The organism is Saccharopolyspora phatthalungensis, assembly GCF_014203395.1.
Classification (GTDB): domain Bacteria; phylum Actinomycetota; class Actinomycetes; order Mycobacteriales; family Pseudonocardiaceae; genus Saccharopolyspora; species Saccharopolyspora phatthalungensis.
On sequence record NZ_JACHIW010000001.1, the window covers coordinates 4,434,769 to 4,461,209 of the forward strand.

Annotated in this window: 24 protein-coding genes; 9 read left to right on the forward strand and 15 right to left on the reverse strand. The window is 64.7% G+C overall.

Annotated features, from left to right (window positions below):
* Positions 1 to 37: 37 nt before the first annotated feature.
* Entirely contained in the window at positions 38 to 925 is an 888-nt protein-coding gene (locus BJ970_RS20365) for a transposase family protein (protein ID WP_221467228.1), read from the reverse strand.
* 499 nt (positions 926 to 1,424) lie between these two features.
* On the opposite strand from BJ970_RS20365, the gene BJ970_RS20370 reads away from it, so the two are divergent.
* On the forward strand, positions 1,425 to 1,967 hold the full coding sequence (locus BJ970_RS20370) for a hypothetical protein (protein ID WP_184727712.1): 543 nt from the start codon (positions 1,425 to 1,427) through the stop codon (positions 1,965 to 1,967).
* Between the two features lie 88 nt (positions 1,968 to 2,055).
* On the opposite strand, the gene BJ970_RS20375 is transcribed toward BJ970_RS20370, so the two are convergent.
* From BJ970_RS20375 to BJ970_RS20400, 6 genes are all read right to left on the reverse strand, one after another.
* Positions 2,056 to 4,095 (reverse strand): hypothetical protein, encoded by a 2,040-nt coding sequence (locus tag BJ970_RS20375; protein WP_184727713.1) that lies wholly within the window; start codon positions 4,093 to 4,095, stop codon positions 2,056 to 2,058.
* The gene (locus BJ970_RS39540) at positions 4,064 to 5,344 is read right to left on the reverse strand and encodes a DNA polymerase (protein ID WP_184727714.1); all 1,281 of its coding nucleotides are present in this window, start codon (positions 5,342 to 5,344) and stop codon (positions 4,064 to 4,066) included. Before BJ970_RS39540 ends, BJ970_RS20375 begins: the two co-directional genes overlap by 32 nt.
* Positions 5,341 to 5,982 (reverse strand): hypothetical protein, encoded by a 642-nt coding sequence (locus tag BJ970_RS20385; protein ID WP_184727715.1) that lies wholly within the window; start codon positions 5,980 to 5,982, stop codon positions 5,341 to 5,343. The genes BJ970_RS39540 and BJ970_RS20385 overlap by 4 nt, the downstream gene beginning before the upstream one ends.
* Before the next feature lie 123 nt (positions 5,983 to 6,105).
* Positions 6,106 to 6,600 carry a hypothetical protein gene (locus BJ970_RS20390; RefSeq protein ID WP_221467240.1) on the reverse strand — a complete coding sequence of 165 codons (495 nt, stop codon included), beginning with the start codon at positions 6,598 to 6,600 and terminating at the stop codon, positions 6,106 to 6,108.
* A 197-nt stretch (positions 6,601 to 6,797) separates the two neighbouring features.
* The gene (locus BJ970_RS20395; protein WP_184727717.1) at positions 6,798 to 7,592 is read right to left on the reverse strand and encodes a ParB/RepB/Spo0J family partition protein; all 795 of its coding nucleotides are present in this window, start codon (positions 7,590 to 7,592) and stop codon (positions 6,798 to 6,800) included.
* Positions 7,589 to 8,041 carry a helix-turn-helix domain-containing protein gene (locus BJ970_RS20400; RefSeq protein WP_184727718.1) on the reverse strand — a complete coding sequence of 151 codons (453 nt, stop codon included), beginning with the start codon at positions 8,039 to 8,041 and terminating at the stop codon, positions 7,589 to 7,591. The genes BJ970_RS20395 and BJ970_RS20400 overlap by 4 nt, the downstream gene beginning before the upstream one ends.
* A gap of 283 nt (positions 8,042 to 8,324) precedes the next feature.
* Between BJ970_RS20400 and cas1 the strand changes: the two genes are divergently transcribed.
* Both cas1 and BJ970_RS20410 read left to right on the forward strand, forming a co-directional pair.
* Positions 8,325 to 9,869 carry a CRISPR-associated endonuclease Cas1 gene (cas1, locus tag BJ970_RS20405; RefSeq protein ID WP_184727719.1) on the forward strand — a complete coding sequence of 515 codons (1,545 nt, stop codon included), beginning with the start codon at positions 8,325 to 8,327 and terminating at the stop codon, positions 9,867 to 9,869.
* Positions 9,870 to 9,968: 99 nt separating this feature from the next.
* Positions 9,969 to 10,775, forward strand: a complete 807-nt coding sequence (locus tag BJ970_RS20410) for a hypothetical protein (protein WP_184729246.1) — start codon at positions 9,969 to 9,971, stop codon at positions 10,773 to 10,775.
* Here the strand turns inward: BJ970_RS20410 and BJ970_RS20415 are convergent.
* Together BJ970_RS20415 and BJ970_RS20420 are read right to left on the reverse strand one after the other, a co-directional pair.
* Positions 10,758 to 11,687, reverse strand: coding sequence for a JmjC domain-containing protein (locus BJ970_RS20415; protein WP_246470928.1), 930 nt, complete (start codon positions 11,685 to 11,687; stop codon positions 10,758 to 10,760). The two genes, BJ970_RS20410 and BJ970_RS20415, sit on opposite strands and share 18 nt — an antisense overlap.
* Positions 11,688 to 12,030: 343 nt before the next feature.
* Positions 12,031 to 12,180: a hypothetical protein gene (locus BJ970_RS20420; protein ID WP_168585763.1), complete on the reverse strand. Its 150-nt coding sequence runs from the start codon at positions 12,178 to 12,180 to the stop codon at positions 12,031 to 12,033.
* A 1,490-nt stretch (positions 12,181 to 13,670) separates the two neighbouring features.
* Between BJ970_RS20420 and BJ970_RS20425 the strand changes: the two genes are divergently transcribed.
* Together BJ970_RS20425 and BJ970_RS20430 are read left to right on the forward strand one after the other, a co-directional pair.
* Positions 13,671 to 14,444: a transposase gene (locus BJ970_RS20425; protein WP_184727721.1), complete on the forward strand. Its 774-nt coding sequence runs from the start codon at positions 13,671 to 13,673 to the stop codon at positions 14,442 to 14,444.
* Between the two features lie 78 nt (positions 14,445 to 14,522).
* The gene (locus BJ970_RS20430) at positions 14,523 to 15,323 is read left to right on the forward strand and encodes an NsdA family TPR-like regulatory protein (protein WP_184727722.1); all 801 of its coding nucleotides are present in this window, start codon (positions 14,523 to 14,525) and stop codon (positions 15,321 to 15,323) included.
* A gap of 1,040 nt (positions 15,324 to 16,363) precedes the next feature.
* On the opposite strand, the gene BJ970_RS20435 is transcribed toward BJ970_RS20430, so the two are convergent.
* Positions 16,364 to 16,573 carry a hypothetical protein gene (locus tag BJ970_RS20435; protein ID WP_184727723.1) on the reverse strand — a complete coding sequence of 70 codons (210 nt, stop codon included), beginning with the start codon at positions 16,571 to 16,573 and terminating at the stop codon, positions 16,364 to 16,366.
* Positions 16,570 to 16,833 (reverse strand): HC3 family zinc finger protein, encoded by a 264-nt coding sequence (locus BJ970_RS20440; RefSeq protein WP_184727724.1) that lies wholly within the window; start codon positions 16,831 to 16,833, stop codon positions 16,570 to 16,572. Before BJ970_RS20440 ends, BJ970_RS20435 begins: the two co-directional genes overlap by 4 nt.
* 127 nt (positions 16,834 to 16,960) lie before the next feature.
* On the opposite strand from BJ970_RS20440, the gene BJ970_RS20445 reads away from it, so the two are divergent.
* Together BJ970_RS20445 and BJ970_RS20450 are read left to right on the forward strand one after the other, a co-directional pair.
* Positions 16,961 to 17,818, forward strand: a complete 858-nt coding sequence (locus BJ970_RS20445) for a helix-turn-helix domain-containing protein (RefSeq protein WP_184727725.1) — start codon at positions 16,961 to 16,963, stop codon at positions 17,816 to 17,818.
* Complete coding sequence (locus BJ970_RS20450; RefSeq protein ID WP_184727726.1) at positions 17,815 to 18,075, forward strand: DUF397 domain-containing protein; 261 nt, start codon at positions 17,815 to 17,817, stop codon at positions 18,073 to 18,075. The genes BJ970_RS20445 and BJ970_RS20450 overlap by 4 nt, the downstream gene beginning before the upstream one ends.
* Before the next feature lie 68 nt (positions 18,076 to 18,143).
* On the opposite strand, the gene BJ970_RS20455 is transcribed toward BJ970_RS20450, so the two are convergent.
* Positions 18,144 to 20,519 (reverse strand): Tex family protein, encoded by a 2,376-nt coding sequence (locus BJ970_RS20455; protein WP_312864457.1) that lies wholly within the window; start codon positions 20,517 to 20,519, stop codon positions 18,144 to 18,146.
* A gap of 82 nt (positions 20,520 to 20,601) precedes the next feature.
* On the opposite strand from BJ970_RS20455, the gene BJ970_RS40050 reads away from it, so the two are divergent.
* Positions 20,602 to 20,880: a DddA-like double-stranded DNA deaminase toxin gene (locus BJ970_RS40050; RefSeq protein WP_376775061.1), complete on the forward strand. Its 279-nt coding sequence runs from the start codon at positions 20,602 to 20,604 to the stop codon at positions 20,878 to 20,880.
* 76 nt (positions 20,881 to 20,956) lie between these two features.
* On the opposite strand, the gene BJ970_RS20465 is transcribed toward BJ970_RS40050, so the two are convergent.
* From BJ970_RS20465 to BJ970_RS20475, 3 genes are all read right to left on the reverse strand, one after another.
* Positions 20,957 to 22,321 carry a hypothetical protein gene (locus tag BJ970_RS20465; RefSeq protein ID WP_184727729.1) on the reverse strand — a complete coding sequence of 455 codons (1,365 nt, stop codon included), beginning with the start codon at positions 22,319 to 22,321 and terminating at the stop codon, positions 20,957 to 20,959.
* A 133-nt stretch (positions 22,322 to 22,454) separates the two neighbouring features.
* Complete coding sequence (locus BJ970_RS20470; RefSeq protein ID WP_184727730.1) at positions 22,455 to 22,829, reverse strand: hypothetical protein; 375 nt, start codon at positions 22,827 to 22,829, stop codon at positions 22,455 to 22,457.
* A 290-nt stretch (positions 22,830 to 23,119) separates the two neighbouring features.
* A complete protein-coding gene (locus BJ970_RS20475) occupies positions 23,120 to 24,454 on the reverse strand; it encodes a hypothetical protein (RefSeq protein WP_184727731.1) in 1,335 nt (444 codons plus the stop codon).
* 707 nt (positions 24,455 to 25,161) lie between these two features.
* Between BJ970_RS20475 and BJ970_RS20480 the strand changes: the two genes are divergently transcribed.
* Positions 25,162 to 26,358: a lysozyme gene (locus BJ970_RS20480; RefSeq protein WP_184727732.1), complete on the forward strand. Its 1,197-nt coding sequence runs from the start codon at positions 25,162 to 25,164 to the stop codon at positions 26,356 to 26,358.
* The last annotated feature ends 83 nt before the right edge of the window (positions 26,359 to 26,441 follow it).

Consider the following 26,441-nt stretch of genomic DNA (forward strand, 5'->3'; position numbering starts at 1 on the left):
GCGACGCCGTGTCGGGTTCCGCGATCGTGGTTGTTCGTCAGCGGGTGATTTCCAGGTTGGTCAGCACCAGCAGTGCTCGCAGCAGGCGGGTGGCGTTGCGGGTGTGCATGCGCAGCCGGGTGAGGATGCGCCAGTTCTTCAGGTCGGCGAAGGCGTGTTCGCAGGCGGCGCGTTCGCGGGCGAGGAGCTGGTTGGCCTGCTTCTGGGCGTCGGTGATCGGGTGGCAGCGGGCGGCGCGGCGGCCGGTGATGATGACCGGGTCGTCGGGGTCGTCTTCCAGTCCGGTGAACCCGAGGTCGGCCACGGCGCCCAGGCCGTGCTCGCGGAGTTTCGTGGTGAGCTTGTTGCGGCGGGAGGTGGTGATCTCCGAGGCCCGGCCGGGTGCGGCCGCGGAGATCCACAGCAGGTTGCCGCAGGCGTCGGTGAGGGCGAGAAACAGCAGGCCGTGGGCTTTGTGTTTACCGCTGTAGTTTCGTCGGTTGTCACGGCCGCTGCGGCGCTGGGTGCGCACCAGGGTGCCGTCCAGCAACACCATGTCCGCTCCGGCGCGGGTGGCTTTGGCCGGCACCCGGTCCAGGCGGGGGGCGCAGGCGGCCAGCAGGTCGATGACCTCGGCGACCCACCTGCTGATCGTGGAGGCCGATACGGCGTTGCCCCCGGCCATATCCAGCAGCCGCTGATCGTGACGCAGCACGGCAAGCACGATGACCGCCTGCCTGCCCGGAGTGACTTTGCGCCAGCGGGAGCCGATCTTCTTGCAGTGGGCGGTGATCAGCGAGGCGACGGAATCGATCGTGGTCCTCGACAGCGGAAGCCGGACCTGATACATAATGGGCTCTGCGCCCTCGGCGGGGCTCGATTGTGTTGTCACGAACCATTCAAACCCGCCGAGGGCGTTCGTCTTCTCTTCCCGCAACATGATCATGATCACGCTGCTTCCGAGTCCCCGTCCGGTGTCAGATGATCAACAGAAACGATCATGCCCTTGACCAGGCCACCCACACCTCCACCACCCGCGTCCACACCCCCTGACCAGCCAAGATCAGGATGGAAAAGAACCAATGGAAATCAACGCGTCGATTTCCATTGAAATGGGTTAGGGAGTAGACCTTGATCATCTGTCGGTAACCCGGACAAGATCACTAAAATTCGACTCAACGTAACCATTCGTCACGTTCTGCTACTTCGCGGGCGGCGGTGCTTCGCGGCGGTGGTTACGTTGTGTCGCTGCCGCTGTGGGTGGTGGCGGTTGTGGTTCGTGGGTGCTTCGGTTCGCTGCTGCCGTGTGGCGTCCTTTGGGGGCGGTCTGGTGGCGGTACTGCCCTGGTGGGCTGTTGGCGACGCCGGGAGTGCGGCAAGTGCCTGGGAGGACCGGCCCAGAGGCTCTACCGGGAGGTCGGCACATGCGTCGGTATAGTCGCAACATGATCACTCAAAATGCAATTTCCCTCTATGCGGCAATTGTTTCAAGCTACGCTGCAATTGTGGCTACAGGGGCCCTGCTGTGGCAGGTTGTTAGCTGGCGGAAATCTGGCCCGGTTCTACTCGTTAAGGCTGCACCTGTCGCCCGAAATGGTCTCAACGACTTGCGGCATTTCTATTTCAAGATATCGGTAACCAACACCGGAAGAGAGCCGATTCAGATCTATGAGGTCGGCGTAAGGCGTGCATTCTCGATCAGGACTCTAGTCTATAAATATATCCTCAGACGTCTGGATTTTTCGCCGTATTTTGGTGCTTGGGTTACTCGGCTCGATAAGACGCGAAGATTGGAAGGCGGACACGAGGCGTTCTTTGAGACTGTGGAAGTGCCTGAAGATGTATGGGCAAGAATGGTGGCCTCAAGGGGAACACGTCCTTTTGCGGCCGCCTACGGCCGGAGTTTTCACGGAAAGAGGATAGGTAGGCCAGGACATCCCGCTCTCCGCTGTTTAGACCCGGATTATGATGGCCCCTTGTTGTGGTAGTCGTAGTTATAAGCGCCAGCAGGAAGTCAACGCCGCACAGCGGCGCCAGCTGGCGTCGTCTTACAGATCCGCATCCATGTTGATCAGATTAGCGTACTCTGCCTCGGGCCAGTACTGGTCTTACAGCTACTGCGCGGTTGTGTCGTTTGCGGCATGCGTCGGTGGCGTACTTCTGGCGTCGGGTGAGTTTTTGTCCGCATCCGCAGGGGCAGAGTCGTTGTGGGTTGTGGTGGTGTTTCCGGTAGGCGAGTACTGATTCCCATTTCGCGTATCTGGTGTGGTCGGGTTCCCGCTTCCAGGGGTGCTCGGTGTGTTGTTGGTCGAGTTCGGTGATTGCGGTATCGACGGCGAGCCGGGTGAGTGATTCGCTGACGGCTGGACGCGGGGATACGTCACCTGCTCGTATTCGTTCGATCTCTCGTGCACTCAGCCCGATGTGGTCGGCGAGCTGCTGGGTGGTGTGGCTGGCCAGTGCGGGCAGGACCAGATCTGTAAGGGCGTCGTTGGGGCTGTCGTAGTCGGTGAGAACGTGGTCAGGGCTGATGCCGCCGGTCTGCCATTCGTCGAGCTGGTTGGTTTCCTTGCCGATGTGGTGCAGCCGTGCCAGGCGCACAGTACGGCGTTGAAGCAGTCCGGTTGTACTGCTGTGGCAGGGTTTTCCGTCTGGTCCGTTGGCTTTGTGCTCTGGTCGTCGGCGGTACTGGTGCAAGATCTGGCGGTAGGTCTTGAGCTGGACCAAATCGTCGGGTGCTGGCCGGATGTCGCGATATTGGTGATCGTCGTAGTTCCACCTCTCGGTGGTGGTGCGGTAGGTGGTGCCGTGGGGGTCGTAGCGGTTGCGCCACGGGAGATCGAGCCAGGTCGCGGGGTCGCTGTCGTAGGGAGCGATGAGGTGGAAGCGTTGCGGGTCGGTGCCGGGCGGGTGGCTGGCGGCGGCGACGTGGCCGACGAGCAGGAAGTTGAACGGTTTGATCTGCTGGCGGTAGGGCTTGCCCGCGTTCCAGCTGGTGAAGGGCCGCCACTGCGTCGGTGACGAGATGCTGATGCGAGAGAGTGCGGGGCGGTCCAGCCAGTCAGGTTCGCCCGTCGCTCTTCGGTGAGCGTCGCTGATGATGAGTTGCCACAGGTGGCGGATCCAGTCGCGATCTGCCGAGTCCGGGTCGGTGGGGTTGAGGAGATGCCCCAAGCCGTGTTCGCTGGTTTTGTCGATCTCGATCAGACCTGTGTCGCCACCGTTGGCGTCCTCACTGGTCGACTTGATAGCGGGAATTCCTGCGGGATCGAGTCGGTACAAGGCGTAGCGTTTCGCCGAGATCGCATAGCACCAGCCGGTGAATTCCGCTTTCAGGATGTCGGTAACCGCGTCGGGTCGGTAGGGGTTGAGTCGGGCGAATCGCTGCCGGATCGTGTCGACGTGATCGAGGGTCAGTGCCCGCACTGCTGCTCGGCCATCGGGCATGGTGTGCGGGCCGCCGGGGCAGTCGATGAGTGTGCCGTGTTCGTTGGCGACGATGGCCATGCTGTCGGTGTCGCAGAATGTCCAGACACCGCCCGCGTCGGTGACCGATCGTTCAAGCATGGCCAGCATCAGCCGTGCCGCGCCTGTGATGCATGCGGCGATCGGTGGAAAGACGTATTCACCGGGTTTCTCGGGTGCGGCGACGGCTGCTTTCCAGGGCTGTTCGGCCGCGCCGTGGACGGTGACGTGTGTGCGTTGTCCTGTCGCGAGTTCTTGCCGGTCCATCTGGGCGAAGATTCCGTAGCTGCCCGCGTTGGCCAGGACCTTCAAGAATGCGGCCAACGTCGGATCGCTGTCCTTGACCGCCTGGCGTTGTTCGACCACGGTGCGGAAAAAATCGTCGTCGACAGGATCGACCGGGACCTGTCCGCGTAGCCGCACCGTGTTCAGTGTGGACAGTGTCTTTCCGGCAGGCACGAACCGTACGGCCTTGACCACACGGGGCGGCTTTCCGGATAGCAGGGTGGAGGCGATGAGATCAGGAATCGTGTACCACAGCGGTTTTTCGGCGTGCAGTGGATTTACGCCGATGTTCCAAGCGGTGTCCCGGCCGTACTGGGCACGTACCGGCAGGACGTCACCGTCTGGGATGACCTGAGCGATTCCCACGAATTCCCGCCACGCGGCGGGATCGAAACATCGATCGAGGGTGATCGTCCAACAGGGTTTGAACGTTTTCTGTGGCGTCGATGGCCTCCACCCGGTCTCGGGTGAGGAATTCCCACAGGTTCATCAAGGCGTCGACCGTGGGGTACATGCTGGTGAAGTCGCATACCACCACGGGTACCGGGGTGTGGCGGATGAAGGTTTCCGCCCGGCCGCCGTAGAACGCCGACATGGCCCAGCCCAACACGTCAGCGGGGAAATCGGGCATGCGATCGAGTATCGGGGTGATTCCCATCGAGCGGAGATAGGATTTTGACAGCGAGGCGGGCGAATACGCTTTGGTTTCTTGCAGGCTGATCGGGTGGCGTGCGTATTCGTTGGTGGTTTTGGCGTACAGTTCCGCAGTTGCTTGCACGTCGCGGCGGCAATAGTCGATGTAGTCGGGGGTGATGCGCCCGTGTTCTTCGGCGGTGATTTTGCCGTGTTGCACCCCGAATGCCTCGCATGCGCTGGCCAGGCTGTGGCTCTTGCCGGTCAGGGAGAACACCAGGGTGCGCAGGTCGAGAAAGTGACCCCGGAAGCGGGTTTGCTTGTCCAGCGCGGAGAATCCTTTCAGGGAGCGTTTCGAGTCGATCGACTTCACCCGCACTCTGGGCCGCCACTGGACCGGGTTGCCGTCGGCGTTGGTGGACAGAGCCAGGGAGAATCCGCCTGCGAACCGGGCGGCTGTGCTGCCGTCGCGTGCCTCGCTGGCCGATCCTGCCAGGCGGGAGAGGTCGAACGGGGCGTTGAACATCACCAGCGTGGCCGGTTCGCGGTCGACCCGCTTACCCCAGCGGTCCCGGTAGGCCACGCCGTTGATCCACTGCTCGATGAACTCGCTGCGGGAGTACAGCCGTAGCCGCCAGTCCGGCTCACATCCGAGGTAGAACAGATCCACGTTCGCCTCATGAGTGCGGACATAGTCGGTCAAGGTGGCGTAGCCGTCGGGGTCGGTCTCCGGAAGGTCGTCGGCGTAGATCAGCCCTTCGGCAACGGTGGTCACGGTGATCTGCCCATCGGGTGCGGTGTCGACATAGCAGTACCGGTAACACCCGAACGTCAACGCCTGCGCCGTGTCGATCGTGGTTTCGGTGTCGACGACCAGCACATGCCGGGTTTCGGGCGTGCGATCACTGCCGTGTCGTTTCCTGCGTTCGCGTGGCTGGTCGGTCCACCCGCGTACCGATACCGGCAGGAAGTCACCGCTCACGCCGCACCCTTGTCCGTCTCGGACAGACCTGCGGACAGCAGTCCGGCGACGTGATCAACAGTGCCGAATAACGCCTGTGCCGCGTCGACCAGCGACGCGAAATCCTCTGCCGTCGCGGTGTCCGGGGCCGGTACTGTCAGCAACGCCTGTGCGGCGCTCATGGCCTGCCGTACGGCGTCGTCGAGCAATCCGACAGTGGCGTTCGCCTGGTGCGGATCGGCGAGCAGTTGCCGGAGTCCGGGCAGCAGTGCCGCAGGGTCACCCCGCAGCGCGGTCACCACGTCGGTGAGCGGGTGGGCATCTCCGTATGCCTCGGATGCCAACGGCTCCACCAGGGCGGCCAGTCCAGCAAGCGACGTCAGGCGGTCCGCGTCGGCGGGGACGGTGGCCGGCCGCACCGGCACCGCCGCATTGCTGCCGTGCCATGCCTGCGTGCTGCCGCCGAGATCCAGTAGCCGGGAAACTCCCCGCTGCGACAACACCGCAGCCTCGGCCACACCATCGACCGTGTTCCCGCGTTGGGCATAGAGGGCGAGCACGCTGAACAGTCCGCAAAGTAACGCGGCGAACCGGTCGGCGTCGGTGCGCGGTGTCTTGTGGTTCAGCGGCGTTCCCGCCGCGTATTGCCACGTCGTCAAGAACAGCCGGTGACACTCACGGCACACATTGACCGTCAGCGTGGCATGGTTCGCACGTCCGGCAACGTGATGCGCCTCCACCCGTCCCGACTGTCCACATGTGACACATGTCGTAGTCATGATTCAGTCGTCCTTCTCGTAGATGGAATCAACGTTGATGTGATTGGTGTTTTCGTAATCGTCGAGCGGATCAAGCCGGGTTTCCAGTTCGTATTTCGGCACGTCCTCTCCATCTTTCTTATAGCCGCCGATCATCTTTCCGTCGAATTTGCTCAATGAATCGGTCTTGCCGCTGTCCAGGTAGCGGCCGATTGCGTTCCAGTGCCTGGCCACCGTGGACCGGTCTTTCTTGCGCAGTCCGGATACAGTGACGATCCCCTCGGTGGTGACCACCCGCAGCGTCCGACGTGCCTGGAGATACTTCTTGTAGCGTTCCGGATCCCGCCGCGCCTGATCAGGGCGCTCGGGTGTATTGCCGTGCCCGCGTGCTTCCTTCTGCGACTGTCCTGCCGCGTGAGATTCGCGGGTGAATCCCTTACGTTCTAATCTTCGCCGATGGGCCGTCGGATTGCCGTAGGCATCGACCATTTCGTCCCAGGATTTACGCGGCTTCCCCATGTCGCTACACCGCCAAGGTCAGGCGTGCGCAGCACGCTATTCGACTGAAACCGGTAGCTACGGAGGCGCGAAATACTGCCGCGCGAAACGGTGTGTGTGTTATCCTGGCGGTACACATGGAGTTTCACTGAGTCCCATTTCCAGGGGGCACCCGCGACCGGAATTGCGGGTGCCCCTCTTTTTGGTGCTGTAGCCGTTTACTCGAATTCCTCCAACGCTGTGATGGCGTGGGTAAGCCATTCCGACCATGCGCGGGCCTGGCGGACGGCGTGCTCAACGTCGTCGTAGTACTGATCGGCCAGCGCTTCGGCCAGTGCTGTTCCCATGTCGCGGGTGGCCCGCTTGCCGGAGAACCGGGCCAGCAACCCGCGCCTGTCGTCCAGCCGTGCCAGGTCCCGCACCAGCGTCCGGGCCGCCTTCTCGGCGGTCTCCTCCGGCGGGTACCACTCCTGCCCATCGTCACCGTCGTCGGTGCCGGGATCGGGACTGGTGGCCAAACTGGCCACCTCACCGCGCCGGTATTTCGACACCGTGGAATGCGAGACCCCGCAGGCGCGGCCGATCTGCCGGTCCGACCACTCCGGATGTTCGTCCACAAGCCGCTTCACCGCCGCGACTCGTTCGGTACGCGTCAGCGGCAGCCCGGCTGTGGCGGCCAGCGTCAGACCGTGCCGGTAGGCCGCCCTGTGTGGGTGTTCGCCCTCCTCGGCCGGAATGATCCGCACGTCTGCCTCACTGGCGTCGACCTGGTGTAAGGCGTGGTAGCGGTGCCAGCCGTCGGCCAGGATGAATCGCCCTGACTCCGGGGCGGGCACCACGTCCAGCGGTGGCAGCACCGACCGGGTGTCGTCGCGGTACAGCTCCGCGAAGTCCGCGACCCGCTGGCGGTTTAACTCCTGACGCGGCCACGCGGACACATCCGCCTCGATCCTCTCCAACGGCACCGCGATCACCCCGCCGCCGCTCGCGGTCGCCTCGCTGGTCTGTGTCATCGCGTCTCACCGCCGGCCTGCTCCGGCCGCATGGTGTGACGATCGGTTCCCGGCTGAGCGTGCGTCACCGAACGGGACCGCCTCCGAGAACTCGTGCCCTTTGGTGGCCGTCCCCGTCGGGGCGGCACGAAGGTCTTGGCGTATTCGGTGATCTCGGACTCCACGAACAACCGGCCCAACGGCGTAGTCACATACGGAATCCGGTCCTGGGCTACCAGACGCTTGAGACTGTCCGGGCCGATCTTCAGCCGCGCGGCTGTCTCGGCCGCACTGAGGAACCCAAGTTTGTCCGCAATGGAAGGCATACCGTGCCCCACTTCTGCACTCGGCGAATCGGCAAATAGGCCGCGCCGGAAAGGCGGCCCGAATCCAGTGAAACACCTCCCGATCTGAAATGCCAACCCCTTTATGGCGAACACCGAGTGCAGATCAGGACGATTGTTGAGCATCTTTAATATGTTTCGATCGGAACGTCATGTCGCTTAGTTATTATTGCGCCCGCGGTTCAATTGAATCTTTTGTTGTCCATCGCATTAATGCGCTCATTGAGCGCGTTGTTCATGGTGGTTCGGTCATGCCGGTCAACGAGTTTCCGTGCGTGTGCGCGAATCCGGCCATCACGCACGATCACGGTGCTACGCTCGTGCGCGGAACAACCGCATATGAAGCGACCCCGGCCGACGCGCCAACGTCGAACCGGGGTCTGACACCACGAGAGAGGTAGCTCCCGTGATGCTGACTCAGCAGCGTAACGCGCCCACACGCGCTCACCGCACCCTGCCCGAGGGTGCGACCGCCACCGCCGCCATCGTCTACGGCCGCACGAGCACCGATCCGCGTGTGATCATCGCCGACGGCCGCAATGTTCAGCTCCGTGTCGAACGCGGGCAGCTGTCCATTCAGGACGGGATCGGCCAGCACCGCCGTATCCGCACCCTGCCCCGGATCGAACGCGACGTGCGCCGCATCATCGTGTTGGCCGACAACGGATATGTGTCCTGGGATGCCGCACGCTGGTGCGCCGATGTCGGGATCACGGTGGTCCAGGTCGACCGGTCCGGCCGACAGATCACCGCCACCGCTGAGCCCCGGCCGGGTACCGACGACGTGCGGCTGCGGCGAGCGCAAGCGTTCGCCAGCGACGACGGACCACACGCGGCCATCGGTCTGGACATCGCGAAATACATCCTCGCTCGCAAGCTGGACGGGCAGGCCGCCATCGCCACCGAGTACCTGAACAATCCGGACGCCAGCGACATCATCCGTCAGCACGCCGCCGAAGTTGCCGCCAGCGAGGACATCGGCACTGCCCGGGTGCGGGAAGGTGCGGCAGGTGCGGCGTACTGGCAAGCCTGGTCCGGGCGCGTCATCGTGCCTTTCGAGCCGCGTGAGCTGCGCACCGTGCCTGCGCACTGGACCACGTTCGTGGCCCGGAGATCCTGCATCGACACCGCCAAGACCAACGGCCACCACGCCGCCGACCCGATCAATGCCCTGCTGAACTATTCCTACTGGCTGGCCGAGACTGAATGTCGCCTGGCGTGTCTGGCTGTCGGGCTCGATCCCGCGATGGGGTTCCACCATGCCGACAAACCCAACCGTGACTCGCTCGCCCTGGACCTGCTGGAAATCCTGCGCCCCGACATCGACCGGTTCGTCCTCGACCTGCTGTGCACCAACGGCCCGATGCGCTACCTCTCCCCGAAACTGTTCGTCGAGGAATCCGACGGGCATTGCAGGCTCGTCCCACCCCTGACGCACCTGATCGCTGAACAGTGCCTCGACTGGACACGCAGCATCGCGCCCCACGCCGCACACATCGCCCGCATGCTCGCCGCGAGCGCGAAAGGCGACGTCCGCCCCGCAAAATCCCGCAAGCAGAGCCAGCCGGGCACCCGCCGGAAGTACACACCCGCCAGGCCACTACGCCTGTCCGGGACGGTCACGGTCGAGCGGATCATCCCCGATCACCTGTGGGCCGACATCGCTCCATTGCTTCCGCCAGAGCCGCAGAAGCGAGGTGTCGGACGTCCCCGCGCCGACAACCGCGCGGTGCTCGCCGGGATCGTGTGCGTGGAACAACTCGGCTGCACCTACAGCAGAATTCCGCCCACACTCGGAGCCAGTGCGAGTACCTGCCGCATCCGACTCGACGCGTGGCAGGAAGCAGACATCTGGCCCGCTATCGAGCGTGTCCTCCACGACAGCGACCACATCCGGCAGCTACGTGCCGAAGCCGACGCCACCCCGGCCCTGAACGGCCGCGTCGGGGATTGATTGATCAGGACACGGACACGATCGAGCGGCCGGGGGCGACAGTGATGCCCCCGGCCGCTCTGGTTTCTCCGGGGTGACGGTTCGGCTACCGTGACCGCTGTGATTGATGTTCGCCACACCGCGCATGACGACGTGGTGGAACGCGCTGAACGTGCCCTTTCCGTACGGCTTGACCGGTCGTCCGTTGTGTACGGGGAGTCCGGCGCGTCTGAGGGTTACCGCACCACGGCCGGCACATGGGTGCGCATTGAGCGTCGCAACCGTGAACGTGCTGGCGGGCAAGCGTGGATCGGCCTCGAAGAATCCGCCACCATTCCCGGCGTCCGCAAACCCTCGTGGTTCCAGTCGGCGACGTGGGATGACAAAGCGCGGGGTGTGGTGTGGCGTGCGGACGAGGTACAGCTCATCACGGCCCCGACGGTCAGTAGCCTCGATACCGCCTTGGCTCTGCCGGATTCGTGGTGGGCTGGCCTGTCGTCATCGCTTGATCAGCTGGCCGCGTACTCAACCACGCGTATCGGCATGAGTCAGCAGCACGTGACCCGCCGCATTGTCGAGGTTTTCGGAGACGGTGCGGATACCACGGTGGACGAGTGGAGAACCGCGCACACGGATGTTCACTGGGACAACGTGACTACCGACGGATATCTGATCGATTGGGAGGATTGGGGCCGTGCGCCACGTGGGCTAGATGCGGCATGTTTGTGGCAAGCGTCTTTGCCGTGCCTGGAGCTGGCCGCGCGGGTCCGGCAGATATTCGCCGCCGATCTGGATACGCGTTCGGGGAAGTTGGCCATGCTACTTCAGGCAGCGAACGCGGTAAGGGCCGCTGCCCGGCTCGGCGTGCCGACGCCATTGTCGGGGCCTGCGCGGGCAGCGGCCGATCAGCTACTTGCCGAGCTGTAGAAATCCGGCCGCCAGCTCTGGCGTCAACTCGGCGCATACACCCTCGTCTACGAATGTGCGCGCGATGGCGTCGGCAGGAACGCCGGTTTCGGCCGTGACCTGTTCGATGTTGACCGGGTTGCCGGAGAGCAGTTTGCGAACAACCGGTTCGGCTTTCGCCGCGAACACAAGTTCTTTGCCGACTGCCCACACCGTCACATCGTCAGGGCCGGTGATGATGTGCGGCGGAAAGTCGGTCAGGCAAACCACGTCGGTCAACCCGCCGAACACGCCCCCAGTGATGACCCGACGTCGCGGCGGTCGTTCGGTCTCACGCGCTAACAGGTACACGTCTTGCGGGCAGCGGGCGACGAGTTGCGGCACCAGCTCCGCTAGCGTGTCGGTGTTGCCGTCCCGGTCCAGATCAAACCGGAACGCCTCGTCCTGCCGGGACCGGTCAGCGATCCATGACAGCCAGTCCACCCCGGTTCGCTTCACGAATCCGAACGTGGCGTGAAGCGAGTAACCGGCTCGGTCGTCGGCTCGGTCTGTGCGGGTCGCCCGGTGCCAGTAGCCGCGTGGAATGTGGAGCACGTCCCCGGCTCGCATCGTGCCCGCCCAGAGGACTGCTTCGGGCGGTGCATCGGCGCGTTCCACGTCGCGGTACATCGGCGCTACCCGTGATGTGCCACGCACTTCCCAGGACTTTTCGCCGCCGAGCTGCACGACCACAACGTCATGGTCGTCCCAATGCAGGTCGAAACCGGCAGCGTTGCTGGTCGTCAGGTAGGTATTCACCTGAACCAGCTCACGGGACCACCATTGCAATGCTTGGCAGGCGATTTCCATTGCGGGATTGAACGAATCCAGCGTATCCAGGACGAGCGTGCTTCCCTCTCTGATGAAGGAGGCTAGCCGGTCCATGCGTGCCATCTGCCGAGCTTGACCTCTACGGCTTGTGACAGCGCGCGTGTACCGGTCGGGGTGCAGCTCTTCACCGTGTTGGAAGACCCTCAGTTGTGGGAATTCCAACGACCGGCGCATGACGATGTCCAGCAGTCGGGTTGGAGTGAGGATCTGCTGGCACAGCTCGGGATTGGGCATCTTGCCATAAGCGACACCAGAGCCAAGCGGGCGAGAATCCTTCCATTCCAACGCTTTTTCGATTGATGAAACAAGTGCGTGATCCACGACTGATCATCCTTTGTTTGCGTACCAATGAGAACGGCGGCGACAGGGTAGGCGCGCCCTGTCGCCGCCGATCACTCGTTGCGGGTCACTCCGGGATGTTCAACCCGTCGCCGCCTTGGTCGCCGTGGCCATCGCCACCACCGGACTTGGACGGGTCGCCGTGCACGAGGTTCAGTCGGTCCTGCACGATCGGCAGCCGCCGGACGCCGATCACCAGCTCTTCCTGGTCTTCCATTGGGATCCCCTCCTTCCTGCTTCCACGCGGCTTGCACCGCTCTTCCTTCCTTCCACCCCGGCTACGGCGGGACAGCCGCAATCCGGGTGAACCATGCGGCCCGCCGAATCACCGGTTCCGCGTAGTCCGATCACCGGTATCGAGTAACCGTCTTCCGGTCGGGTGCCGGTCGGGGGCGAACATGCGACACCCGCACCGGGGTTAGACGAGCGCTGCGGGCTTTCTGCGAGCAGCGCAGTGGGCGGCACAGTCCCGGCATCCGACCACGCTGACCTGAGCATGTGTCGGTGCATCGCCACCGATCACCCGCATGCCGCACAACGTCCACCCACGCCGAGCGGGGTCACGTTCGTGGGCAGTGCGATGGTGATCGACCCAGATCAAGACGGGGTCGGGGTCGGTGTCGTCGGAGAGGAACCACGCGACCGGCGTCCGGGCCTGTGGCAGAGCGATCGTGGCACCAGGAGTACGGACAGGGAGACCACCGATCATCGCGACCCCTCCGCTCCTTGAAGGCGCTTCAACACGCCAGGACACCCCGTGCACGGCACGGGGGCCGGTCCGTTTGGGTCCGCAGGCGCAAGGACACCCAGTGGCACTCCGCACAAGGACTCAGCGCCCCGTAGAGAACGTAATGCTCGACTCCGTTGCGGCTGACAAGCTTCCGGTAGCCGGTCACGACGGGATCACCCCGCTGATCGTGGGCCACAGGCTGCCGCGTGAAACCCCGCTCCGGGCGGTTTCGGCGGACGCCTCGGTACAGGCGGTCTGCCACTCAGCGTCGTAATGAGTCCAGCGTTCGTGTTCGCGGACTTCGTGGTAAATCGGATCGGTGTGCAAGCACGTGGACTGGCTGCATCGCCACACAGTGGCCCCGTCAGGGCCGAGAGTTCGACGTGGCATTACTGATCACCCCTGGCCGTTCCACGCCGAGCTGGGTAGCACGACCCAACCGCGCTCGCCTCCGAGAACATCCGTGCCCGTGCGTCCATGCGTTGGCCCGTGTCGGCCGCGTTGCCGGTACTCGTCATGTCGCCATCCCTCGTACCCGGTGTAGTCGCCGTGGTGTGGCCGGCGACCAGCTCCGAACAGCCAACTCCGTTGCTGACTTGTCGGGCACTGGCCACCGACCGTTCCCCGGTGCCCGTGTCGGGGGGCTTCCACTGACTCCGGGGCCGTAGCGGCTCCGTTGCGCTACGTAGTCAGCAGGCAACCCCGTGGCCAAGGTGGTGGGTAAGCACGTGGGCGAAAGTCCCACACCTGGACGTGTCACCCCATTTGCCAAAGTGGCTACGCTGGTCTGCGGAACGGACACACACTGTTGCAACTCAACGGGAGTGCTCATGGCTCGTAGGCCCGAGTCAGTGGCGAAGCTTCACCGCGACGTAGGCGCAGCCTTGGCTGCGTACATTGAAGCGTCCCCGTTGAGTCAAAGTGACCTAAAGGTTGTCCCGTAATCACGGGTCTCGGTGGCAGTGGATCATGTACGGGTGCAGGTGATCGGGATTGACCAGCCGGCGTGGATACCGACGTTCACGGGGCTGTCGGTGCGGCAGTTCGGCAAGCTGGTGAGCATCGTGCGAGGTCGTGGCGCCGAGCAGACCGGCGCCGGCCGCCGGTGGGGGCTGTCGCTGGACGACCGGGTACTGCTGGTCGCGGTGTACTACCGCACCAACCTGACCTTGCGACAGGTCGCGTTGCTGTTCGATATTTCCAAGTCCGCGGCCGGGCGGGTCGTGGACCACCTGGGCCCGTATCTCGCGTTGTCGCCGGCCATGCGCAAGCACAGCCCGGACACGGTGCTGATCGTGGACGGCACTTTGGTGCCCACCCATGACCGAAGCGTGAGTGCGTCGTCGAAGAACTACCGGTACTCGACCAACCTGCAGGTCGTCATCGACGCCAACACCCGCCTGACGGTCGCGATCGGAAAACCCCTGCCGGGCAACCGTAACGACTGCCGTGCCTACACCGAATCGGGTGTCGACCAGGACTGCTCGGGCGCGCAGGTGATGGGTGACGGCGGCTATCAAGGCAACCGTGAGGTGATCATGCCCTATCGCAAACCCACTGACGGCAGCGAGCTTCCCGAGTGGAAAGAGGAGCTCAACAGCGTTCACAGGCGAGTCCGCGCCCGCGTCGAGCATGCACTGGCGCACATGAAGTCCTGGAACATCCTCCGTAACTGCCGACGCAAACGTGACGGCGTCTGGCACGCCGCCAGGGGCGTGGCCCTCATGCGCAACCTCGTGATGACTCACTGATGCCAATCCCCCCACACGGGACTCGTTTCCCTTGCACACCACCAACACTTGATCATTACGGGACAGGCTTTAGCGTGCGTGACCAATTACCACCGGACGTCTATTTCTCACATTAAAGCGGGTCGCCAATTTGCCGAACGAAATTTCTGGGCTAAGGCAGACGAGGCGCTCGGCGCGGGTGGAGCGCTAGTGGCACACTACGACAACGTATGTGACCAAGAGGAACAATTGAGGCGAGCCGAGGCCGACACTCTACAGTCCGAGCGCCGAGCGCGAGCACAAGCACTGACACAAAATGGGAAACGGACCCGAAACGATGCAGCGGTTTACAAGCCGACCGTCGATCAGCCCGACACCGAGTCTGCACCGATAGATGGCGACTACATCGAGGGCTTGCACAAAGAGATTGAAAACTTTGTCCACCTTGATCAGCAATATGGCGGAGCCGCTGCTTCTCCGGTAATATGGCAAGCCTACAAGCAAATTCGGCATCGGGTGAACACAAGTGAGATCCGAAACGGTTTGCATCGAGACGTGTATTCGGCTCTTTCCGAAGTTGCCGAAGTGGCAGGATGGAGTCTTTACGACTCCGAAAATGACGAGCTAACCGAGCGTGTGAACAACGAATCACTCGGCCTTGCCCGCATGGCTGGGGACCGAAACATGGAATTGTTCGTGCTTCAGAACATGGCCATGCACGCCGAGACGGCCGGCCGCCCACGCGAATCGATCAATATTTCACGTCTGGTTTTGGAATCCAACCGCTTGTCGCCTCGGATCGAAGCGCTGTTTCGTTTGCGTCTCGCCCGTTCTTACGGACGACTTCAAGCGGAAGGTGAAACAAAGAAGCAACTGGAACGGGCACGCGTTCTTTTTTGAAGACGGAGTGCGGGACAACGACCCGCATTGGTCATGGTGGGTGAATGATCCTCAACTGTGGTGGTTTGAGGGGTCGGTACGCGTAGACCTAGGAAATAAAGTCGAGTCTGTCGAATTTCTTGAGATGTCCGCAAATGCGATTCCCGAGCCGCGAATGAATTTTATATACAGATCGTGGGCGCTCTACGCATATGCCCTGAACAGGTCATGGAGCGACATTGATAGATCGATTAGAGGTTTGATAGGCGATGTCGGAGTCTTCCAGTCAAGGCGTGCAATTGACCGCTTGACTGGCGCTGTCGACCTAATCGAATGCGGCAATGCGCCGGACACCGTTTGTGATCTCTCATCGGCCCTGCGGTCGGCACTGGCGAATTCGGCCTAAACAAGATGGTGCCACGATTGCCGGGGACACCATCTTTGAATGCTATTTTTTGTTGCCCGTGGCGGCTATTCCATCGCATCTTCGGCGTGAAACCTTCCGCCTCGCTCGGGGTGTCCACACCAGGAGAACACAGCCCGACAATGAGCCAGCCGGACAGCTACAGCACCACCGACCGCCCCCAAAGGACGCCACACGGCAGCAGCGAACCGAAGCACCCACGAACCACAACCGCCACCACCCACAGCGGCAGCGACACAACGTAACCACCGCCGCGAAGCACCGCCGCCGCGAGGTAGCAGAACGTGACGAATGGTTACGTTGGGTCGAATTTTAGTGATCTTGTCCGGGTTACCGACAGATGATCAAGGTCTACTCCCTAACCCATTTCCATTGAAATCGCCAGGCCACCGAGGGATCGGAACTGTGTCCAAAGTGGATACCGGGGTTGGTTCGCGTGGTTCCCGCAGGTGGTGTTTCCCGGTGCTGGCAGTGCGTTGGGCTGCTTCGGCCTCAACGTGGTCGATCAGTTGCCAGACCGTTGGTGAACCTTCGCCCGCGCCCGCGTGTTGGGGGAGCCGTCTGCGGTAGGCGTACATCAGGGTCATTCCGGATAGCAGAGAGACAAGGCACGCGAGGACGGTCCAGGCCGGGTGCATCATGCTGTCCTATCCGGTTGATCCATCGGGGCAGGCGCGGTCGATCCCTTTTCCCGTAGCAGGAGAAGGATATTTTCTTCGAGTGCCGCAGAAGCCATGTCGATGTCCACCGCGTCGAGTTGACCCATCTCCGCTCGGAACGCGAAGTCGTTGAATAGCCACTGGATCCGTCGCAGCAAGATGGCCACCGCAGCGGTTTCCGCGCTCACGACCGCCCGTTGCGGGCGGAACGAGCGGACTGGTCGCCTCGTCCGCCGCCGGTCCGTTCGCTCGCGATTCGTCGCGTTTCGTCGGCACACGGGACGCAGCTTTCCCAAAACCACGCCAACACTGAGTTGTCAGCGGCGAGCTGTGCACCACACAGCGTCGACACCTCGGTTCCCGACGGATAGGCCAAGGCGCCATCCGGACGTTCATCAAGACTCGCGTGCCGCTGCCCCGCAGCAGGCACCCAATGAAACGGATACATCGGCTCCCCCCATTGGTTGAATACGGTTTTGCTGTGTTTTCCGGTAAGAGTTTGCTGGTGGTGAATCTGACGATCAACTACCCAATCGGGGGTTGTTTGTGCACGTCAAAGGCATAGAGTTGTTTTCATGGTCGGAAAATCCGAACACACGCCGAAGGCCCGAGCGCTCGGCGCCGAAATCCGCAAATGCCGCCTGGAAGCCGGGCTGACGCAGCAGGAACTTGCCGCCCAGATCGGTGTCAGCCACGTGTCGGTATCGCGCTACGAATCGGGCACGCGCTCGCCGAAACCCGAAGACGTGGCCCAGATTCTGGCAACGCTCGGCGTGAACGGCGAGAAGTACGCTGAGCTGGTCGACATGTCCCGAAGCGCGGAACAACTGAACTGGCTGGTGGAAATAGGGCCAACTGGAATTCGGCGCGAGCTGACGACCTTGATCGAGCTTGAGAAAACAGCAACGACGATCACGGACGTCGCGACCGGTGTTATCCCCGGGCTGCTTCAGAGCGGGGACTACGCCCGTGCGGTGATGAGCGAGGCCCCTGGTAGCGACCTAGAGGCACGCGTGGCCATGAGGGTCGGAAGAAGAGATGTCCTGATGAGCAGCGATCCGCCGGTGTTTGTAGCATTTATCGCCGAGGCCGCGCTCCGCGAACCGATTGGCGGCTGCGCCATCTTGGCGGATCAGTTGCGCCTCGTTCGAAAGATGAGCGAACTTCCGAACGTCGTCGTCCAAGTGCTTCCGGCGCAGTCACAGCAATGGCACCCAGCCCACGCGGGTTCGTTCATCTTGTTCGAGTTTGCCAAGACCGAGTCGATCGTCCACGTTGAGCACCTCGCTTCCGGTGCGTTCCTCTACAGCAAAAAAGAAGTGGCTGCCCATGCCGCTGCCGTGACGAGACTTCGCGAGCTAGCCATGACGCCGGATCGTTCAGCAGACTGTATTGCCGAGATCATCGAAGGACTGGAAGGTGGCAGGCCATGACGGGAGCTCCCACTGGCTGGCGAAAGTCGAGCCATTCGGCGCACCAGGTCACTTGCGTAGAGGTGGGCCAGATCGAAGGCGACTGGCCAGAGTCTTCCCAGTCGCAGCAGGAAACCGGGCGCGCCGAGGTCGCGCCAGTTACCTGCCGCGCGGCTGTTCGGGACAGCAAGGACCGTGCCGCTGGGTACTTCACCACGACCGCTCAGCAGTGGCGGTTATTCGTCACGGCCGTCAAGGCGGGGCGGTTCCAGGCCTGAGGGTTCGGGGCCGTGGTCTTTCCGAGTAGCTTTCGCTGTTCGAAAAGGCCACGGCCCCGTTTTCGCTGCTACTTGCCGAAGCCTGCCTTGCGCAGCGCGTCGGCCATCGATCCGGAAGGCGCGTCGCTGCGCTGACCGCCGCGGCCCTGGCCGCCGCGCCCTTGACCGCCTCGGCCCTTGCCGCCGCCCTGACCTCGACCACCGCCGTTGCCGCGTCCGCCGCCCTGGCCTCGGTCGGATTCGCCGCGGTCCTGGCGGGCTCCGCCGGTCGGTTCGTCGTCCAGGCGGAGGGTCAGCGAGATCCGCTTGCGGGGGATGTCGACGTCGAGGACCTTGACGCGGACGATGTCGCCGGACTTCACCACGTCGCGCGGGTCATTGACGAAGTTCTTCGACATCGCCGACACGTGCACCAAGCCGTCCTGGTGCACGCCCACATCCACGAACGCCCCGAAGGCCGCGACGTTGGTGACCACGCCCTCCAGCGTCATGCCCGGCTTGAGGTCGGCGATCTTCTCCACACCGTCGGCGAACGTCGCCGTCTTGAACTCCGGGCGCGGGTCGCGACCCGGCTTGTCCAGCTCCGCGAGGATATCCGTGACCGTCGGCAGACCGAAGCTTTCGTCGACGAAGTCCTGCGGCCGCAACGACTTCAGCACCTTGGCGTTGCCGATCAGGCCGGTGATCTCACCGCCAGTGCTGCTCAGGATCCGGTGCACCACCGGGTATGCCTCCGGGTGCACCGCCGAGGAGTCCAGCGGGTCATCGCCATCCGGGATCCGCAGGAAGCCCGCGCACTGCTCGAACGCCTTCGGCCCGAGCCGCGTGACATCCTTGAGCGCCTTGCGGGTACGGAACGGTCCGTTCGTGTCGCGGTGGTGGACGATGTTGTCCGCCAAGCCCTCGCTGATGCCCGACACGCGGGTCAGCAGCGGCGACGAGGCCGTGTTGACGTCCACGCCGACCGCGTTCACGCAGTCCTCCACCACCGCGTCCAGCGAGCGCGACAGCTTCGTCTCCGAGATGTCGTGCTGGTACTGGCCGACGCCGATCGACTTCGGGTCGATCTTCACCAGCTCCGCCAACGGGTCCTGCAGGCGGCGGGCGATCGAGACCGCGCCGCGCAGCGACACGTCCAGGTCCGGCAGTTCCCGCGACGCGTAAGGCGAGGCCGAATACACCGACGCGCCGGCCTCGGACACCGAGATCTTGGTGAGCTTGAGCTCCGGATTCTGGCTGATCAGGTCAGCGGCCAGCTTGTCGGTCTCCCGGGAGGCCGTGCCGTTGCCGATCGCGATCAGGTCGACCCGGTGCGTCTTGGCCAGCGTCGCGAGCTTGGCCAGGGACTGATCCCACTGGCGCTGCGGCTGGTGCGGGTAGATCGTGTCGGTCGCGACGACCTTGCCCGTGCCGTCGATCACCGCGACCTTCACGCCGGTCCGGTAGCCCGGGTCCAGGCCCATCGTGGCGCGGGATCCGGCCGGCGCGGCCAGCAGCAGGTCGCGCAGGTTCGCCGCGAACACCCGGACCGCCTCGTCCTCGGCGCTCTGCCGCAGCCGCAGCCGCAGGTCGACGCTCAGCCGCGTCAGGATCCGGGTCCGCCAAGCCCAGCGGACCACATCCGACAACCAGCGGTCGGCCGGGCGGCCCTGGTCGGCGATCCCGAACTGCTGCGCGATGCGCAGCTCGTAGTCCGTCGGCCCCTCGTGCGGGGTGCCGTCGTCGGGCTCCAGCGACAGTTCCAGGGCCTCTTCGTTCTCGCCGCGGAACAGCGCCAGGATGCGGTGCGAAGGCAGGTCCGTGAACGCTTCGGAGAACTCGAAGTAGTCCGCGAACTTCGCGCCCTCCTCCTGCTTGCCGTCGCGCATGCGGGAGACCACGCGGCCCCGCGTCCACACCCGCTCGCGCAACTCGCCGATCAGGTCGGCGTCCTCGGAGAACCGCTCGACCAGGATCGACCGCGCACCCTCCAGCGCGGCCGTCGCGTCGGCGACGCCCTTGTCCGCATCGACGAAACCGGCCGCGGTCTGCTGCGGGTCGTTGCTCGGGTCGGACAGCAGCTGGTCGGCCAGCGGTTCCAGGCCCGCCTCGATGGCGATCTGGGCCTTGGTGCGGCGCTTGGGCTTGTACGGCAGGTAGATGTCTTCCAGCCGGGCCTTCGACTCGGCCGCGTTGATCTGCGCTTCCAGCTCGTCGGTCAGCTTGCCCTGGGAGCGGATGGAATCCAGCACTGTCGTGCGCCGCTCTTCGAGCTCGCGCAGGTAGCGCAGTCGCTCTTCGAGCGTGCGCAGCTGGGCGTCGTCGAGGGCGCCGGTCGCTTCCTTTCGGTAGCGCGCGATGAACGGCACGGTGGCCCCGCCGTCGAGCAAGTCGACGGCGGACTGCACCTGGCGCTCGCGAACGCCGAGCTCCTCGGCGATCTTCTGATGAACAGTCGTCACGATGCTAGTTCCGCCTTCTCTGCGGTCTTTGCCAGATCCGACCGGACATTCTGCCGGACGGCCGCTGCGCGCGACATCGGCACTCATGTCGGCGTGTCGGAACGTCGCGTATCGGGTTCGCGTGATCACCCGACGTCGATCCCCACTGCCCGAGAAGCCTCCTTGCCACCGAGAGGGCGGCAACATCGGCCAGCAACGCTTCGCCGACCTCGTGCTGAACAATCAAATCTTGTCCTCGCTGCCCGGCAGGGTGAGTTGCCGACGAGCGGTTCGTGTGATCCTACGTCGAGGCGACACGCTGCGTGTGTGGGAGCCAGGCAAGGACGAGCCGACCATCATCCACGGAGTGGACCAACCGCGGTGATCTGAGCCCGTGCCTTGATGTTCGGGTGTTCCGTGGTGATGCCGCTGCTGCGGCGCGCTCGGTCGGCGGAGCCGGTCTAGGGGGTCGACTGACCGGCGGCCGGTTCGGCGGTCGCGCGTCGGGCCCGCCACCTTCGGAAAGCGCGGACGCGCCCGCGAATCAGGTTCGTAAGGATCAATGTCATGCCCGCCCACGGCAGCACCAGCAGGATGAGCCGGAGTACGCCCACCGCGGTTCCGGCCGCATCGCCGGCCCGGATCGAGCTGCCCACGCCGTTGTACTGCACGACCAGCGCCTCTGCCACGGTGGGCAGCACGTAGGGCGCGAGGACCAGGAAAGCGATGATCCAGTAAGCCATGAAGGGGATCACCAGCACGACCCAGGCCATGATCACCCGGCGGACCCAGGGCTTGAGTTCCAGCACGCGGGGGTGCGGGCGGCGGCCCGGGACCAGACTGCGCAAGACGGGCCCCATCCGGTCGAACAGGTCGGGAACCCCCACCAGATCGCTCAGGACGTAGTAGCCGTCGAGGCGGATCGACGGCACGAACTGCCAGAACGTCGTCGCCTGCCACGCCAGGAGCGCGGCCAGCAGCCACGGAAGACCGGTCGGCGCGTAGGCGGCGATCATGACGAGCATGGCCAGCACGTTGAAGTAGATGCCGCCGAGATCCGTGCGCAGTCGACCGCCCCGGCTGAGCCGGTAGGAATCGGTGACCGTGCTGTACATCGCGGGCCACACCAGATAGATGCCCACACCCATCTTTCCCGGCCGCGCGCCGCCGTAGCGGCAGGCGGCGACGTGGCCACACTCGTGGAAGATCCCGGCGCCGAACAGCACGCCCATCACCAGCAGGATTTGCTCCGGCTGGTTGAGCAGTTCCTTCGCGCCCGCGATGACTTGCTCGGCACCGCCATGCACGGCCAGCCAGACGTCGGCGAAGACGAAGGCCGCCAAGGCGACGATCACCACGGGTGGCCAGAACAAGGGCTGGAACACGCGGGCGATCACGGCGACGGCGCGTTCCGGCACCAGCGCGATGCGGAACTTCAGCGCCAGCAACCGATCCCGCTGCGGCGGCACTTCCGCCGGTCGGCCGGACGCGGGATCGGGGATCAGGATTCCCGCCGGACGCAACCTTTTCTCGACGAGGTAGAACACCTGCCCGGCGGTGATGCCGCGGCGCGACTCGTCGCTGAGGCACACCGCGAGTTGTTCGTAGCTGCGGCGTCCGTCAAGCCCCGCCGCGACCAGGTAGAGCAGCCGCGACAGTTGCACGACCTGACCGTCGGCGCGGCGGATCAGGTACGGCGGTTCGCGGTGACCAGATCCCTGGTATTCGCCGATCAGCTCGGTGTCCGCCACAAGCGCGGGCACCGTGCGGTGCGCGACGTCCTCGTCTGCCGGCGGCAGCTCGGCCTGGTCAGGGGCGGCGGCCATTGCGACTCCTGGAGTGGTGGTCCGATGTGAACGTGGTCGAAGGGCGCGGCTTCGCCCCGGGTGGGGGAGACCGCGCCCGCCGACCGGTAGTGCCACGAAGGCCGCACTACCAGTTTGCTCGGCTTGCTCGGCGTCAGCTCGGGTTGCCGCCGCCCATGCCGCCGATGCCGGCACCGCCGTAGCCGTTGCCGCCGATGCCGTTGCCGCCGTTGCCGCCGTTGCCGCCATCGCCTCCCATGCCGCCGTCACCGCCGTTGCCGCCGTTGCCGCCGCCCTGGCCGCCGCCGTTGCCGCCGCCAGTGCCGCCCGAGCCGCCATTGATGTCGCCGGTGGTGGTGATGTCAGCAGGTCCGTTCACATGGGTGTGCGTCGGCTGGTGGTACGCGGACAGGACGTCCTCGCCATTCCAGGGGAGCCAGAAGGTCGACATGACCGTGCGAGCCGGAAGGAATTCGACGCGCTGGTTTTCCAGTTCGGCAACGCTCAGCGACCGAGAGGTTTGTGGCATCTGGTGCTCCTTAACAATTCAACGGGATTCACGGGGAAAACGCGGAACTAGGCCACCCCCTGGAGCGCGCCGCAGCGGCACGTTCCTGGCGCACGGGGCAGAACGTAGAAGCACCGTGCGCCCGATGCATTTCGAATCACTCCCACGGGCGTGCGCGGTTTTTCGCCGCCATTGGGGTGCGTGCATCGTGTCGGGGTTCGACCATCGACAGAGCGTGTTGCCGGGCGGATCGGGCGGTGCCCGGGGCCGCCGGCTTCGGTTGGGGACGGCACGTAGTCCTGCGGCGCGCATCAAGAGTTCCGTCGGACGTCCTCGCTAGTGCCGATGTGGCCGCCGACGCCGCCGACGCCGCCGACGCCGCCCTTGTCGGCGATGCCGTTGAGACCGCCGTGGCCTTGGAGGCCGGCAGTGCTCCCGATGCCGCTGCCGTCGCCGCCGTCGCCTCCGTTGCCGCCGTCGCCGCCGTCGCCGTTGAAGACGTGGACCGCGGACCTACCGCCGTTCTGCGACATGACGTTGCCGGTGTTGGCGAGTCCGCCACTGCCGCCGGTGCCGCCGGCACCGCCGTCGCCTTCCACGTTGATGCCCATGCGGGAGGTGGTGGCGCTCGGACTGCCGTCGCCGCCCTTTCCGCCTCGGCCGCCCTTTCCGCCCTTGCCGCCTCGCACCGTGATGTCGTCGTCGCCAATGCTCATGATCGTGCCGGTCGCCCCGTTGCCGACACCGCCGCGTCCGTTGGGATGCAGTTTGCCGCCGCCGCCGTTGCCGCCAACACCGCCGTCGCCGCTTCGCGTTGTCGCAGTGCCGGGACCGCCGCGTCCGCCGATGCCGCCATCACCGTTGTCGCCGCCGGTGATGGTGATGGTGTTGCTGCCTTCACCGGGGTAGATGCGGCCAAGGTTGCCGGCGCCGCCCTCGCCCCCATTACCGCCGTTGCCGCCGCGGGCATCGATGGGGTTGGCGCTGCCGGGACCGCCGTCGCCGCCTTCGCCTCCGGTGCCGCCGGCACCGCCGGTGATGATGATCTTGTCGTTTCCGGCGCCTGCGTTGAGGACGCCGGTGCGAGCAACGGCGGCGGCGCCGACGCCGCCGCTGCCACCGGTGCCTGCCCTGCCTCCGGCCCTTGCGCTGCTCCTGGCATCGGTGCCGTCCTGGCCGGCGTGACCTCCGGTGCTGCCGCCGTGGGCGCCGCCGTTGGCGCCCCTGAGGCCCCGGTCACCGCTCCTGGCGCCGACGAGATAGCCGTTGCCGCCCTTGCCGCCGTGCCCGCCGTTGCGGCCGGTGATGATGATCGTGTCGTCGCCACCGCCAGCGTTGATGGTGCCGGACAAAGCTCCGTTCAGGACGATCCGGTCGTTGCCTTCGGTTCCTTCGAGCGTCATCCCGGCTGGGACACCTCGGCTGCAAGTGATGTTGTCTCCGGAACCGTTGAAGGTCCGGGTGCAGCTGGGCGGCGCGGCGTCGGCGGGCTGGACCCCGATGAGGCTGAACGTGACGGCGAGCATGGCGGCACCGGGCAGCGGCCACCTGTGCTGGTTCGCCCGGCAGGCTCCCGAGATCTGGCCGCCGGAGGCGGTCGTGCTCGGCGTCTCGGCGGGCACGGCCCGACGTGGACGGTTACTCATCGACGCAACTCCTTATCCACTGTGATCATGACTAGGCCAAACAGCCGCAGAGTTTAGGCCAAACGGCCTAGAAGCAATGGGATTCGATGGGGGTGTCGGAAAGTTGCGTGTGCACTCGGTTTGTTCGGGTGACGGCGAGTCTGAGTGGTAATCGGGATCTCGGACCGGGCACGGGCGTGCTCGATGGTCGGTTCACGGTCGCGAACGGCGCCGCGCGATCGGGTTGGCGAAACGCTTGGCGGCCGAGGCGCTTCCTTGCGAAAATTACGGAACGGCAGGTTATCGAAACTATTTTCCGATCGAATTCGAGCGCGCGTTCGGCGCGGTGTGTTCGGTGCGGTCGCGGGTGGTGTCCATTGCTGTCGGACGCTTTTCATCCGGCGTTTCGAGTGGCGGTGATAGCTGCTGTTCAGCGCCGACTTCGGGGTCATGTCGAAGGGGGGTTCCCGAGTTCCGGAAAACGTGTGCTTTCCCTTGTGGCCTCGGCACGGCTCACCGCCCCCACGCGGCAATGGCCCATCCACCCCCCTGGTGTGACTTGTGACGTGGGCCGCTAACATCCTGTCGCTAGCAGCGTCGGTGTCACTAAATTGTGACGGATCGTGACGGATCAAGTGGGGATCGTAGTCCGATAGTAGTAAACTAGGTACTTTCCTACGTACAAACCGCGATGCACGTACACGCTCCGTGCTGGAGTGTGGGCGCTCGTGAACCCCGAATCCTCCGACCAAACAAGATCCCCCGAAAACAACGATCAGCCGTCGACCCCGAACGAGGCGACTGACCGCGGGTGGCGTTCCGCTGCGCTGCGTGCCGACCAGGCCCTGCGCACGGCAGTGGATCGCGTGCGGCCGGCGGCGCATCGCGTCGGCGAGTGGCTCGCCCCGCTCATCCAACGCGTTCTGCAGTGGCTCGCGCCGCTGCTGCAGCGAGTTCAGGAAGCACCCGTGGTGCGGCGTCTCCGGGAGAGGGTTGCGCCGCACGTGAACAAGCTCCCCAAGCCCGTGCGGGAGGCACCGCGGATGCGGTCGATGCAGGCGGGCGCCGCCATCGTCGCCATCGGCGTGGTGGGTCTGCTGATCGGCACCGTCGTGTCCGGCCCGGACAAGTCCGAGGTCGAAGCGGCCGCGGAGGCAGCCCCGATGCCGGCCCCGGCTCCGGTTGCTCCCCAGGCCGAACAGCCAGTGCCCGAAGGCGCCCCGAGTCCCGAGGTCGCGCCGGCTCCCGAGATGCCGGCCGCACCGGCGCCCGCCCCGCAAGCCCCGCTGGGCCCGCCGGTCGAGGGCATCGACGTGTCGAACCACAACGGCGCCATCGACTGGTCCCGGGTCGCGGCCGCCGGCAAGAAGTTCACCTTCGTGCTGGCCACCGACGGCACTAGCTTCAGCAACCCCCGCTACAGCGAGCAGTACCACGGGGCCAAGAACGCCGGACTGATCGCGGGTGCTTACCACTTCGCGCGACCGGGCTCGTCCTCGGCGGAAGTGCAGGCCCAGCGCTTCCTGGACCTGGCCGACTACCAGGCCGACGGCAAGACCCTGCCGCCGGTGCTGGACCTGGAAGTCGATCCGAACAGCGGTGGCTGCTACGGCTTGTCCGTCGACCAGATGCACCTGTGGACCAAGACCTTCAACGACAAGGTCAAGGAGCGCACCGGCAAGGATCCGATCATTTACGCCAACCCGTCGTTCTGGCGGCAGTGCATGGGCAGCACCGACACCTTCGGTCACCACTCGCTGTGGCTGGCCTCCTATGGCGTGGACAGCCCGGCGGTGCCGGCCGGCTTCGACAACTGGGACTTCTGGCAGTACACCGACCAGGGCCAGGTCTCCGGTATCAGCGGCGGCGCCGACCTCAACCAGTACCAGGAGGGTCTTGCGCGGCTCCAGCAACTGGCTGGCTGACCCCTTACGTTAGGACCGGAATTTCGATGGGAGCGGGCCGTCCGCGGAATGCGGGCGGCCCGCTCCTTTTCGTCCTCTTAGGA